The organism is Hwangdonia lutea, from assembly GCF_032814565.1.
Classification (GTDB): domain Bacteria; phylum Bacteroidota; class Bacteroidia; order Flavobacteriales; family Flavobacteriaceae; genus Hwangdonia; species Hwangdonia lutea.
In genome coordinates this window covers 3,194,289-3,208,445 of sequence record NZ_CP136521.1, presented here as the reverse complement: position 1 = coordinate 3,208,445, position 14,157 = coordinate 3,194,289, and the positions used below count along the sequence as shown (strand labels likewise).

Here is a 14,157-nt window from a genome sequence, read left to right as displayed (position 1 = left end):
GAGAAGCTCGTTTTTTTTCCACAAAACCATTAAAATCCGCATCAACTTAACAACAATAACTTGTTAATAACTCCTATTAAATTCTAAGTTCAAAATACTGAATTCCAAATTGAATTTTTAACTTTGTTATCTATTCAAAAAGCAATAATAACATTGGAGCACTTTGTAGTATCGGCTAGAAAATACAGACCCCAAACGTTTAGAGACGTGGTGGGCCAGCAAGCTATTACAAATACCTTATTAAATGCTATTGAAAACAATCATTTGGCGCAAGCCCTTTTATTTACAGGCCCTCGAGGTGTTGGAAAAACAACATGCGCCCGTATTTTGGCAAAAATGATTAATAGCGATGGCACCGAAACAGGTGATGAAGATTTCGCCTTTAATATTTTTGAGCTCGATGCCGCATCAAACAACTCGGTTGATGATATTAGAAATTTAACCGATCAAGTTCGTATTCCACCACAAGTGGGCAAATACAAAGTGTATATTATTGATGAGGTGCACATGCTATCGCAAGCGGCTTTTAATGCGTTTTTAAAAACATTGGAAGAGCCTCCAAAACACTGTATTTTTATTCTCGCCACTACCGAGAAACACAAAATAATTCCAACGATTTTATCGCGCTGCCAAATTTTCGATTTTAAACGCATTACCGTAAAAGACGCCAAAGGCTATTTAAAATATATCGCCGAAGAACAAGGCGTAACCGCTGAAGATGATGCCTTGCACATCATCGCACAAAAAGCAGATGGCGCGATGCGTGATGCGCTTTCTATTTTTGACCGTGTGGTTAGTTTTTCTGGTAAAAATTTAACGCGACAAGCGGTTACCGAGAATTTGAATGTGCTGGATTACGAAACCTATTTTACGAGCACCGACCTTATTTTAGAAAACAACATTCCCGAGTTATTAATTCAGTTTAATCATACGCTTTCAAAAGGCTTCGACGGCCATCATTATATAGCGGGATTAGCCTCGCATTTTAGAGATTTACTAGTGAGTAAAACTCCAGAAACCATCGAACTTTTGGAGGTTGGCGAAAAAACAAAAAATAAATATTTAGAGCAATCCAAAAAGGCGTCGCAAGCCTTTTTAATGCAAGCTATAAATCTCGCCAACGATTGCGACCTGAAATACAAAACCAGTAAAAACCAACGCTTACTTGTTGAGCTTTGTTTAATGCAGCTTGCCTCTATCACTTTTGATGGAGAAAAAAAAAATAGCAAACATTACATAATACCAGCATCGTATTTTAAAAAGAAAGGTATTACGCCTATTCCCGTTACCGTACCACCAAAAACGGCGGAAAACAAGGCGCATAGCGATAATTTAGAAACCCAAACTAAAAAAGAAGCGGTGCCGGCAGCAGTAGCGAATTTGCAGGTAAAGGAACCACCAAAAATTATTTTAAAGCAAGATAGTAAACGTACATCCGGATTGTCGTTAAGCAGTATCAGAGCTAAAAAAGAACATCAAATACGGCAAATGGATGTTGTTATTGATGAAGAAAACTTACCCAAAGAAGCTTTTACCGAAAAGCAAATGGTAGATACTTGGAATGCCTATGTTAAAATAGTTGAAGGTAAAGGGCAATATAACCTAGCTTCTATTTTGCGCATTGATAAACCAAAACTAAAAGACACGACAATTCATTTAGAATTCCCCAACGAAACCAACAAGTTGGAAGTTGAGCGTCAGCAATTCGATTTATTGGGGTATATTAGAAAGAGCTTAAATAATTTCGACATCAATTTATCAATTACCGTAAATGAGGTTTTAGAAAAAAAATACGCCTACACCAGTGCGGATAAATTTGAAAAATTAAAGGCTAAAAACCCGAATATTGAAACCTTAAGAAAAACTTTTGGTTTGGATATATAAATCGCTTTATATGAAACATTTATGTATTTTATGCTTCACACTAATCTTCACTTTATTAAGTTGTGATGGTCGAGATAGAATATATAAAACCAATGCTGAAGTTTTAAAGGAAAACAAACTGTTTGATTCTTTTTCCGAAGCCATAAAATACATCCCCGAACAGCGTACCGAAATTTTAACGGACACCATTTTAAGTACCGGTTTTCAAGTTAAAATACAATATTATGCGCTCGATAAAGCGTATTCGTCAAAAACGATAAAGGCTTCAAACGAAACAAATACAACACTTCATTTTAAAAATTTTGAGGCTCAGTTTCAAGTCTTAAAAAACAACAAATTAATCGCTCAAAATATTATCAATAAAGAGGTATTCAAAAAACACGAAGCTTCTACTTTTTGGAATCAAGCCATCATGCAGTATGTTTGGATAGATTATGAAAACTCAACCGCCGAATTTATAACCATTAACACATCTTTTAACATTCCGAAAACAGATATTTTCAAAGACTTTAGCATAATAATTGATACCTTTGGGGCGGTTAAAATAAAAGAAATCAATCTTCTTGAAAACGTTTTGTAATTATGCTAGGATTAAAATTACCAACCGATCCGCGTTGGGTTAACATTGTAGAAAAAAATATTGAAGACATCCTTACCGATCATGCTTTTTGCGAACAAAAAGCCACAAGCACCGCCATATCTTTAATAGTTAGTTTCCCCGAATATACCGATTTGGTGCAAGAAATGGTGGCTTTAGTAAAAGAGGAAATCAGTCATTTTAAAATGGTACACGATATCATATTAAAACGTGGTTGGACCTTAGGTAGAGACCGACGCGATGATTATGTCGTGCAATTAATGAAGTTTTTTCCAAAAGGCGGAAGCAGAACCACACAATTAGTGCATCGATTGTTATACGCGGCCTTAATTGAAGCCCGAAGCTGCGAGCGTTTTAGATTGCTATCGGAGGAATTAGAGGACAAAGAATTAGCCGATTTTTACAGAAAACTCATGGTAAGCGAAGCCAACCATTACACCATGTTTTTAGGCTTTGCGAGACAGTACGGCAATAAAAAAGAAGTTGACACCAAATGGCAGCAACTTCTGGAATATGAGAGTAAAATTATGGCTAACCTCGGAAAATCCGAAACCATTCATGGTTAAATTAACAACCACAAAATAAGGTATTTAACATCAATAAAGTTAAAATTTATAACCAACACCTATTTGAATGTTCGAGTTTTTGGCTTCAACATTTAAATGGTCGTCAAAAACATTTGAGAACCCATAGGTATATCTGAGATCGGCAAAAAGCATATGCGATAACTTGAATTCAATACCGCCAACGCCCGAATAGGCAAAGTTTTTTATACCGTCATCAACTTTATGAACCTTTAAACTAACTTGGGGTCCAGCGCCGATATGTATTTTTTCGCTAAGCCTGAATCTGAAAAAAATGGGTGCTTGAATATAATCTAAATGTAATTTTTCGTCGTTTGCACCTTCAGCAGAAAATTGAATTTCCGGCATTAATGAAATTGTATTTGATAAACCAATGTTAGCAAAAAAACCAACAAATATGCTGTTTCTATGTTTGTTTGCCATGTTTGGAGCCGTATCAAAACTAAGGTTGGAAGTATTAAGACCACCACGTACACCGTACATCACACCTTGAAATGCTGTGCCTTTCGACTTTACTTTAACCGAGTCTGCAGCTTTTTCAGAATCTTTATCTTGAGAAAATCCAAAAAACGAAAAACCAAGTAGTACTGTAAATAGTATTAATTTTTTCATAAGTTATTATTTAATAGGTTGGGGTTTAAAACTCTAGTAATTATTAGGTTGACCAATATATATTATAAAATGATAATACCTGTGTTTTAAAAGATGAATGGTAAAATTTTACTGTGTATTGCTAGAAACGGTATCGTAATATATACTTTTGATAATGCCATCGGCAAGTCCTATTTTTGGAACATATATGTATTTTGAACCACTCCATTTCATGGCAGAAAGGTAAATACGCATGGCAGGAATAATAACATCGGCACGGTCTTGATTTAAAGAAAGTTCGGTAATACGCTCTTCATAAGAATAGCTTTGCAACAAATGGTAATAAGAGCTTAGGTAAAAGTATGTTAAGGGTTTACCCATAGATTTACCCGATATTTTGAATATTTTATTAATGTTGCCACCCGAACCTAAAACATCTATTTTATCGTACTGCTTTACATTGGTTTTAATCCATTGCTCCAATTCTTCCCAGGCTTCTTTTTTAACCATATCGTTAAGAAGTCTTACCGTTCCTATTTTAAACGATTTTGAAGCTTCTTGTTTTCCTCTATGGATAATACTAAACTCGGTGCTTCCGCCGCCAACATCAACATATAAATAGGTTTTGTTATTGTCTATAAATTTGTTTAAATCCGTTGCGGCTATAATGGCTGCTTCTTCTTCACCTTCAATAACATCTATACTAATTTCGGCATGTTGTAACACCAAATCGACTATTTTTTTACCATTGGAAGATTCTCGCATCGCCGATGTAGCACAGGCTTTATATTTTACGACTTTATGCGATTTCATTAAAAGCCTAAAAGCCAACATGGTATCTAAAATTCGCTGTGTATTTTCTTTTGATATTCTTTGCTTTACAAAAACATCGGCACCTAAACGAATAGGCACGCGCACTAACGAGTTTTTCTTAAACTGAACCGGTTTTCCCTTTTCTTCAATAATATTAGAAATTAGTAATCGTACAGCATTTGAGCCTATATCAATAGCGGCGTATTTTTTTATTGAAAGCATATTATTTTTGCAACTTGTTTAAATAATAATCGTAAATATCAATTTGTGATCTCACTCTTGGTTTATCGTTTATTCGGTATTCATTTTCATTTGCCGTGTTTAACAATCTGGCCTTTACATTGTCGTTCCAGCAAATGTTATAAGTATCAATTATTTCTTGTTTTATGGCGTTGTTATAAATAGGGCAACTCACCTCTACTCTATTGTCGATATTTCTGGTCATCCAATCGGCCGAAGAAATATAAACTTTACAGTTATCGCCTTCGCCAAAGATATAAAGTCTGGAGTGTTCTAAAAATTTATCGACCACGCTAATAACTTCTATATTTTCGCTCATCCCTTTTACTCCGGGAATCAAACAACAAATACCTCTAACTATCATTTGAATTTTAACACCCGCTCGACTGGCTTCATAAAGTTTGTCGATCATCACATAACTGGAAATACTGTTCATTTTTAATCGGATACAACCCGTTTCTCCCCTTTTTACCTTTTCAATTTCCGCATTTATTAATTTGAAAAGTGCTTTTTGCGTATTGTGGGGCGAGGTAATTAAATGTTTGTATCTGAATATTTTATAGTTCGCATTAAAAAAGTTGAAAATTTTATTGACGTCTTTTAGAATCCTTTGATCGGAAGTAAAAAATGTGTGGTCGGTATATATTTTGGCCGTAGATTCGTTAAAATTCCCCGTGCTTATAAAACCGTAGCGTTTTATTTTAGTGTTTTCCTCACGTTCAATAACACACATTTTACTGTGTACTTTTAAACCTTGTACGCCAAAGATAAGATTAACGCCTTCATCTTCCATTTGTTGTGCGTAATCGATGTTGGCTTGCTCATCAAAACGGGCTTGTAATTCAATAGATACCGTAACCGTTTTACCGTTAATGGCAGCGTTTATAAGCGAACTTGCCACATGCGATATTTCGGCCAAACGGTAAATGGTAATTTTAATGGTTTTTACCTGCGGATCTAAAGCGGCTTCCCTTAAAAACTTAACAACATAAGAAAATGTATGATACGGGGCGTAAAGTAAAAATTCTTTGTTCGCAATCGCTTCAAAAATACTGGATTCGAAACTTAAACCTTTTATGGGCAGGGGTTCAATTTTATCGTAAAGAAGGTCTGTTCTTCCTAAACTCGGGAAACTCATGTAATCGCGACGGTTATGATATCGGCCACCGGGGATAATGCTATCGGTATCGTCTATTCCCATTTTGGTCATTAAATACTCTAAAGTGTCGGCATCAATGGTTTTGTCGTAAACAAATCTTACGGGTTCACCTATTTGCCTGTGCTTGACACTGTCGGAAATTTTTTCGATAAAACTTTTACTCAAATCACTTTCAAAATCCAATTCCGCATCACGCGAAATTTTAATCATGTGAGTCGATATGCTTTTATAATCGAAAATATTAAATATATCTCCTAAACAGTAGCGCAGCAAATCATCAATTAAAATAATATATTGTTTATCACCTTCTTGGGGCAAAACAACAAATCGGTTTATAGACTTTGGTATTTCTAAAAGAGCAAATTGTTTATTGCCATTTGACATAAGCATTCGCACCGCCAAATACGCCCCTGAATCCTTTAAATTTGGGAGCTGCACCAAATCGTTTAGAATGATGGTAACGAGCGCAGGACTTACATTTTGTACAAAATACCTTTTAATAAAATCGTGTTTTGCAGAATCAATTTGGGTTTCATCAATAATATAAATGTTTTCTTTTTCTAATTTAGATTTTATGGTATCCAAAACCCCTAAACTCTCACTTTGTTGATTAATAACAATTTGAGTAATAATTTCCAGCAACTCTTTGGCTTTAATACCTCCAAGTTCGTTTTTACCGCCTTTTCCGGCTTCTACAATACGTTTAACGGTAGCATAGCGCACCTTAAAAAACTCATCTAAATTATTAGAAAAAATACCCAAAAAACGTAAACGTTCAATTAACGGCACAGTCTCATCTGTAGCCTCTTGTAAAACCCTGGCATTAAATTGCAACCAACTTATTTCTCTATTTATATAACTATTGGTGTGTTTTTCGGCTTTCGTCATGTTTTTATTTAAGGGAATATAGTAACAAATATATTCTATTTGCACGAATATTTAATACGGAATTACGGCTTAAAATATGGATTATTTTAAATCTTTTGGGAATAATGTGTAAACTGTTTTTCCCGGTTTTAAATCGGCCCATGTATTGATATCGAAATTAATAATTGTAACACCGCAAGTTGGTACGTTTTCAATGTACTTATCGCCATATGTATTCACAAAATCAGTAATGGCATGATTATGTCCAAAAACCATGAGATTGTCTACCGAGGCACCAACGGCTTTAATGGTTTGAATAAGATCGCTACCTGAAAAATCGTATAATTTATGGTTTAAATCCATTATACTTTTATCAATTTCCAGGTTTGAAACAAAAGCATCTGCTGTTGTTTTTGCACGAACGGCATCGCTAGAAAGCACTTTATCTATTTTTAAACCATGTGATTTAAAGTATTTCGATACTGTTTCAACATCATTTTTCCCTCGTTTATTTAAAGGTCTTTGGTGATCAATTACGTTATGTTTCCAAGAGGATTTGGCGTGCCTAACTAAAATCAGTTTTTTCATAATATATCGATTAAATGTATTTTTTATCGATTAAAAACTATTTTCGTCAATAAAAATCAATTTATTTGTGTTTTAATATTTTAGAAATTTAACTAAAAAAATGGAATGAAGGAAATTAAAAACCAAACAACTTGTTTTTACGCGCATATCGAGGTCGGTGAGTTGAATTATTAAATCGACAAAGTGTTGACTGCTGCCATTTTAACGAATTTATAAGTGATTTAACATTTATTTTTGATTTAACTGTATCATATGCGTTTTTTTGTCTTACCTACTTATAAAATAAACAAGTTATGATTCCGAATCTAATCACCATAAGCAAAACAACATTGGTTTTCAATGTTTTCCCTCACAATTTTTCCCTCAAAAATTTTACTCTGTTATGTGTTTTTCAGTCACTTGTAGTGATTAACAAATAATATTAGTGTTTATAATAGTATCGTTTTAAATTTAATTATTATGAAAAATAAATCAGCTATAACATTCTTAACCTTATTACTTGCCTGCATGGTGTCTATATTATCTGTAGAAAATGTTTCGGCTCAAGAATATGGTATTTTCGAGCTTACCAACGAGAGCAAGCAATCGAAAACAGCAATAACTAAATCGAACGATAGAGATGGGTTTTATAAGCTCGCACAAAATTTGCATACCACGGCATATATTAATAACAATACTATTAGTAAGATTTATGGCAAAGGTAAAGTACAAAAAGTAACGATTGGCGATAGTAAATCTTTTGGTTTGTTAAACAATAGCGACTATAACAGTGTAGAGTTAATTACCGTAACTCTAAAAAAGCAAAGTGATTTGAATAACAAATTGGATTTAACTGCCAACAACAACCTTGGGAAGCTTAAATATGTATTTATAAAATGCCATTTTAAATGTACTGCCGATCAAATAGCGAAATTTATAACATCAAACTCTAATGTAAGGGTTTTTTATTCAACTGAAACACCATCATAATACAGCATAAGGTAAATTTTTTAAAGATTAACACATGAAAAAACTATACGCTACTAAAGCAATAATTAATATTGGTTATGCGAAAATCTTCGTAATTGCCTGTATTCTTTTTTTGTTTTCTTCAAATAGTTATGGTCAAGTAGAGGTGGATTTTACTCCAAGAACCTCTGTAAATTCGCCCAGCAAAACCATATATACTATAAAAGGGGATTTTACTATGATAGGCAATACCAACCTGACTTTAGTTAATTACTCAGATAATAGTAACAATGATGAGGACATGAGATTTGTTGATCGTGATGATGTGGTTTTTCCAGGCAACACGTTCAATACTATTAATTCCTCTTCCGCAACGCTAGCACTATCAACAGAAAACAAAGCCGATCCCGGGTGTTCAAAAATTATCTATGCAGGTATCTATTGGACTGGAAGGGTTGACCAAGGTGTTGATGCAGATGCAGACGGCGATGGTAACCCCAACACATTTAACGTAACCAAAAATGGGGTTACAAAACAATTAGATAAACGAAAAATACGTATTAAAGGTCCAGACGACAATTTTTATACTGACTTTACCGCTGAACCAACAAACGAAATTTTATTTCCCGAAAACGAATATAGAAATATTTTTACAGGTTATACAGAAATCACTGATTACGTACAGCGAAACGGTATTGGCGAATACTTTGTAGGCGATTTACCGGGTAGAGAGGGAATTATAGATGGTACTGGATTATCTGCAGGTTGGGGTATGGTTGTGGTTTACGAAAATTCCAAAATGAAATGGCGGGATATTACCGTTTTTGATGGCTATGCTTTTGTTAGAAGTTTTAATAATAACGTATACTCAATCCCTGTCTCTGGCTTCAATGCAGCACAAAGCGGCGAAGTAAACTTAAAATTAGGTGTTATGGGGGGTGAAGGCGAAAGAGGTTTTACCGAAGATTATTTTGAAATAGAACAATTAAATTCAGGCACTTATACGCGTCTATCACACTCAGAGAACACTCCAAATAACTTTTTTACGGGATCCATCTTAACAGGGGGAAATCCTCGCGATCCAAACCTATACAATAATACTGGTATAGATGTGATGATGTTTGATATTGATAATACCGGTAACACTATAATTGCAAACGGACAAACCCAAACATCATTTAATTACGGGACAACTTTTGACACCTATACCATCTTTAACGTAACCTTCGCTGTTGATGCTTACGTTCCAGAACCAGAAGGCGTACTGAATATCACTTCTATAAACGGAAACACACCCAATCCACCAGATATTTTAGAACCAGGTCAATTTTCGGATTATATTTTAGAAATAAGAAATACAGGAACCGAGGCTACTGATAATACACTAATTACTATTCCTGTACCTGATACTATAGACCCAAGTAATTTAAACATTTCAACAGGGTTTCCTAATCCAGGTACATATACGACAACAAACACTCCCCAATATAGAACAGGTCCAGGCTTTGGCCCTAACGGCTCTATAGTATGGGATTTAGGCACTTTACCCGTTCCTCCAGCTCCAGATGATGTTTTGGCAACTATTAGTTTTAGCTTAACGGTAACTAGGGATTGTACCATGCTATCCGACCCCTCTTTTGACCCTAATGTTTCACTCACTGGCACCATTACAGGTGTTGGAGCGGTATCCAATGTACCCTTTGATTTCCCTTTAATACAAGGCTATGAAACAACAGGTAATTGTGCTGGAGAACCAATACCTACTCCAATAATCATAGGCATTAACTATTTGGACTATATAAATGAACCGCCAACCGCAAGTAATCCTTCACCTTTTGATATTGAATGTGGTGCCACTATACCTCCACCTGATGTCTTGGTAGTTACAGATGAAGCAGATAATTCTGGTTTTACACCAACTGTTACCTATGTCTCTGATGTTTCAGATGGGGGAACAAATCCCGAAATTATTACAAGGACGTACAGGGTAACGGATGATTGTGGCAATTCTATTGATGTAACGCAAACCATAACCATTACTGATACTACAAGCCCAAGTACCCCAACTCTTCCAGATTTAACTGGGGAGTGTTCAGTAACCGCAACAGCACCTACTACGGGAGATATTTGTTCTGGTATCATTACTGGTACAACCACAGATCCTTTAACCTATAATTCACAAGGCACATTCGTTATTACTTGGACTTTCGATGATGGCAATGGTAACAGTATAGATGTTAATCAGAACATTATTGTTAAGGATACCACAAATCCAGATACACCTAGACTAGCGGTTTTAACAGGTCAATGTAGCGTAACCGCAATCGCTCCAACTACAGAAGACAATTGTTCTGGCACAATAACTGGTACAACTACAGACCCTTTAACTTATAATTCTCAAGGTACATTTGTAATCACTTGGACGTTTGATGATGGTAACGGTAATAGTATTGATGTTGATCAAACTGTAATTGTTGATGACACCACAGAGCCTGAGGAACCAGTCCTTCCAGATTTAAATGGCCAATGTTCAGTCACTGCACCTATACCTGTAATTACAGATAATTGTAATGGGGCACCAATCTCTGGAACTACTAGCGATCCATTAATCTATAATACACAAGGTACATATGTTATCACTTGGAATTTTGACGATGGCAACGGTAATAGCATTAATGTTGATCAGAATATCATTGTTAATGATACCACAAACCCAGATACTCCAAACCTTCCGGTTTTAACTGGGCAATGTTCGGTAACAGCTGTTGCACCGACAACAGATGATAACTGTTTAGGTACTATTACGGCCTCCACTACAAATTCTACAACTTATAATACTCAAGGCACATATACTATTACGTGGACCTTCGACGATGGTAACGGGAATAGTATTGATGTGGATCAAACTGTGATTGTGGATGATACAACAAATCCAGAAACACCAAGATTGGAAGATTTAACCGGGCAATGTGGCGTAACGGCTATAGCTCCTACTACTAATGATAACTGCTCTGGCATTATTACCGGTACAACAACCGACCCTACCACCTATAATACTCAAGGTACGTTTGTTATCACATGGACATTTGACGATGGAAACGGGAATAGTATTGATGTGGATCAAACAGTAATTGTCGACGACACCACAGAACCCGAAGAACCAACCCTTGCGGATTTAATTGGCCAATGTTCGGTCACTGCTCCTATACCCGTAATTACAGATAATTGTAATGGCAATACAATTACAGGAACAACGACTGATCCATTAACATATACAACTCAAGGTACATTTATTATCACTTGGAATTTTGACGATGGCAATGGGAATAGCATTGATGTTGATCAAACAGTAATTGTTGAAGACACGACAAACCCAACTATTACCTGTCCTGCAGATGTTTCTGTAAACGTGGATGCTGGCTTATGTACAGCGTCTGGCGTAACCTTAGGGACACCAATAGTTGACGATAACTGTTCTGTAGATACGGTAACTAACGACGCACCTGCAATATACCCATTAGGTAACACCATTGTTACTTGGACAGTAACCGACGACACGGGCAACACAGCAACGTGTACACAAACAGTAACAGTAATTGATGATATTGACCCAACCATTACTTGTCCGTCAAACGTATCTTTAAATGTAGATTCTGGTTTATGTACCGCATCCAGCGTTAACTTGGGTACACCAATAACAGACGATAATTGTTCAGTAGATACCGTAACCAACGATGCTCCATCTGTATTCCCATTAGGTAATACCACAGTGACTTGGACAGTGACCGATGGTTCGGGGAACACAGCTATTTGTACGCAAACGGTAACAGTAACGGACGATATTGACCCAACAATTACATGTCCTGCAGATGTATCAGTAGGTGTAGATGTAGGTTTATGTACCGCTTCTGGCGTTAACTTAGGAATTCCAACATCAGACGACAACTGTTCAGTGGACACCATAACAAACGATGCACCAGCAGTATTCCCATTAGGAAATACCACAGTGACTTGGACCGTAACCGATGGTTCTGGTAACACTGCGACTTGTACACAAACCGTAACGGTGACCGATGATATTGACCCTACCATTATTTGTCCTGCGGATGTTTCAGTAAACGTTGATCCTGGGTCATGTGAAGCCTCAAGCGTTAACTTAGGAACACCTACAACAGACGACAACTGTTCAATAGATAGCGTAACCAACGATGCGCCAACAACCTATCCGTTAGGCGACACGATTGTAACATGGACCGTAACCGATGGTTCTGGAAACACAGCAACTTGTACCCAAACCGTAACAGTAGTTGACGATGCAGACCCTTCCATTACTTGTCCAATCGATGTCACTGTAAATGTTGACGCAGGTTTATGTTCGGCAACAAATGTCGACTTAGGTACACCAAGTGCTACTGATTGTACACCTGTTACTGTTAGTAATGATGCCCCTGCTGTTTTTCCTCAAGGTGAAACCATAGTAACATGGACCGTATCCGATGATGCAGGAAATACGGTAACTTGTACGCAGGTTGTAACTGTAATAGATAATATCAACCCAACGTTTGTTGAAGCGTTACCTACCGATATTACTGTAGAATGTAGTGAAATTCCAGATCCTGAAGTGCTTACAGCAACAGACAACTGTGGATCTGCTGTGGTCTCTTTTGGAGAAACTAGAATTGATGGTTCTTGTGAATCAAATTACACTTTAGTTCGTACTTGGACAGCAACAGATGCTAGCGGGCTTACAACAGTTCATACACAAAATATAACTGTGCAAGATACAACCAGACCAGAATTTGTAGAAAATCTACCAGAGGACATTACCGTAGAATGCGATGACGTTCCAAACGCTGCAACCTTAACAGCCATTGACAATTGTAGTGATGCAACTGTGGCAGTAAATGATGTTTTAACTAATGGTAACTGTGCGAACAACTACATCATTGCGCGCACATGGGTGGCAACGGATGCCTGTGGATTAATTACTACACATACACAAATAATAACAGTTCAGGACACCACTGCTCCAGCACCAACAACAACCTTTGAAGAGACAATGGATGTTAGCTGTACGGATGTTCCTGATGCCCCAGCATTAGAATTTTCAGATAATTGTTCCAGTACCGCAGGTATTACTGTAGTTTTTGAAGAAACCAACACCTTTGATGAAATTGCTTTAACCGATTATCAAATCATTAGAACGTGGACAGTAACTGATGAGTGCGCGAATCAAGAAACCTATACACAAACTTTAAATGTATCGCTTGATGAAGTTCTTATAGATATAGTAGCCCCAGATATATGCGCCGACGAGGGTGCAGTTGATTTAAATAATTTTACACCTGAAACCCTTAACACCAACGGAACTTGGGAATTAATAGAAGGAGACTCAGGCGCCATACTAACTGGAAGTATTTTTGATCCTACGAATGTAGAATGGGATTCGGTGACAGTACAAACAGGTATCGATTACAGATTTAGATATACCACAACAGATGCTGGTTGTATTAGCATAACCGATATCGTGGTAACATTAAATTATTGCGAGGTACTCCCTTGTGGTGAAAATGACATTGTAATCTCGAAAGCATTAACACCAAACGGTGATGGATATAATGAGACCTTTGATATAACAGGCATAGAATTATGCGGGTTTACTGCCAACATTAAAATATTTAACCGTTGGGGAGCATTGGTTTACGAATCCAACAACTATCAAGTTGGCGAAGGATCCGGTAGTTGGAGAGGTTCTTCACCTAAATCATCAATAGGCGGCAAAGGTAAATTACCAAACGGAACTTATTATTATATCATTCATTTAGAAAACAGTGGATTGAAACCATTAACTGGACCAATTTACTTAGGAACCAAATAAAACTTAA

At 36.4% G+C, this 14,157-nt stretch carries 9 protein-coding genes; 5 read left to right on the top strand and 4 right to left on the bottom strand.

Annotation, left to right across the window (positions count from 1 at the left end; genetic code table 11):
- The first annotated feature begins 153 nt into the window (after window positions 1-153).
- From RNZ46_RS13820 to RNZ46_RS13810, 3 genes are read left to right on the top strand one after another with little or no spacing between them, the layout of a single operon-like run.
- Complete coding sequence (locus RNZ46_RS13820; RefSeq protein WP_316982754.1) at window positions 154-1,884, top strand: DNA polymerase III subunit gamma/tau; 1,731 nt, start codon at window positions 154-156, stop codon at window positions 1,882-1,884.
- A 10-nt stretch (window positions 1,885-1,894) separates the two neighbouring features.
- Window positions 1,895-2,464 (top strand): hypothetical protein, encoded by a 570-nt coding sequence (locus RNZ46_RS13815; RefSeq protein WP_316982753.1) that lies wholly within the window; start codon window positions 1,895-1,897, stop codon window positions 2,462-2,464.
- Window positions 2,465-2,466: 2 nt separating this feature from the next.
- Entirely contained in the window at window positions 2,467-3,048 is a 582-nt protein-coding gene (locus RNZ46_RS13810; RefSeq protein WP_316982752.1) for a MiaE family protein, read from the top strand.
- Between the two features lie 39 nt (window positions 3,049-3,087).
- Here RNZ46_RS13810 and RNZ46_RS13805 read toward each other — a convergent pair whose 3' ends face one another.
- The 4 genes from RNZ46_RS13805 to RNZ46_RS13790 form a co-directional block, all read right to left on the bottom strand.
- Window positions 3,088-3,678, bottom strand: a complete 591-nt coding sequence (locus RNZ46_RS13805; RefSeq protein ID WP_316982751.1) for a porin family protein — start codon at window positions 3,676-3,678, stop codon at window positions 3,088-3,090.
- Between the two features lie 108 nt (window positions 3,679-3,786).
- A complete protein-coding gene (locus RNZ46_RS13800) occupies window positions 3,787-4,692 on the bottom strand; it encodes a Ppx/GppA phosphatase family protein (protein WP_316982750.1) in 906 nt (301 codons plus the stop codon).
- Window position 4,693: 1 nt separating this feature from the next.
- Window positions 4,694-6,757 (bottom strand): polyphosphate kinase 1, encoded by a 2,064-nt coding sequence (gene ppk1, locus RNZ46_RS13795; RefSeq protein WP_316982749.1) that lies wholly within the window; start codon window positions 6,755-6,757, stop codon window positions 4,694-4,696.
- 81 nt (window positions 6,758-6,838) lie between these two features.
- Window positions 6,839-7,324 carry a SixA phosphatase family protein gene (locus RNZ46_RS13790; protein ID WP_316982748.1) on the bottom strand — a complete coding sequence of 162 codons (486 nt, stop codon included), beginning with the start codon at window positions 7,322-7,324 and terminating at the stop codon, window positions 6,839-6,841.
- 459 nt (window positions 7,325-7,783) lie between these two features.
- Between RNZ46_RS13790 and RNZ46_RS13785 the strand changes: the two genes are divergently transcribed.
- Together RNZ46_RS13785 and RNZ46_RS13780 are read left to right on the top strand one after the other, a co-directional pair.
- On the top strand, window positions 7,784-8,293 hold the full coding sequence (locus tag RNZ46_RS13785; protein WP_316982747.1) for a hypothetical protein: 510 nt from the start codon (window positions 7,784-7,786) through the stop codon (window positions 8,291-8,293).
- Window positions 8,294-8,327: 34 nt separating this feature from the next.
- Window positions 8,328-14,150, top strand: coding sequence for an HYR-like domain-containing protein (locus tag RNZ46_RS13780; RefSeq protein ID WP_316982746.1), 5,823 nt, complete (start codon window positions 8,328-8,330; stop codon window positions 14,148-14,150).
- Window positions 14,151-14,157: the final 7 nt, after the last annotated feature.

Excerpts from the sequence above, each read along its gene's own strand:
- RNZ46_RS13805 (WP_316982751.1), bottom strand. The coding sequence starts at position 3,678 with ATGAAAAAATTAATACTATTTACAGTACTACTTGGTTTTTCGTTTTTT.
- RNZ46_RS13780 (WP_316982746.1), top strand. The coding sequence starts at position 8,328 with ATGAAAAAACTATACGCTACTAAAGCAATAATTAATATTGGTTATGCG.
- RNZ46_RS13810 (WP_316982752.1), top strand. The coding sequence starts at position 2,467 with ATGCTAGGATTAAAATTACCAACCGATCCGCGTTGGGTTAACATTGTA.
- RNZ46_RS13815 (WP_316982753.1), top strand. The coding sequence starts at position 1,895 with ATGAAACATTTATGTATTTTATGCTTCACACTAATCTTCACTTTATTA.
- RNZ46_RS13800 (WP_316982750.1), bottom strand. The coding sequence starts at position 4,692 with ATGCTTTCAATAAAAAAATACGCCGCTATTGATATAGGCTCAAATGCT.
- RNZ46_RS13785 (WP_316982747.1), top strand. The coding sequence starts at position 7,784 with ATGAAAAATAAATCAGCTATAACATTCTTAACCTTATTACTTGCCTGC.
- RNZ46_RS13790 (WP_316982748.1), bottom strand. The coding sequence starts at position 7,324 with ATGAAAAAACTGATTTTAGTTAGGCACGCCAAATCCTCTTGGAAACAT.
- ppk1 (WP_316982749.1), bottom strand. The coding sequence starts at position 6,757 with ATGACGAAAGCCGAAAAACACACCAATAGTTATATAAATAGAGAAATA.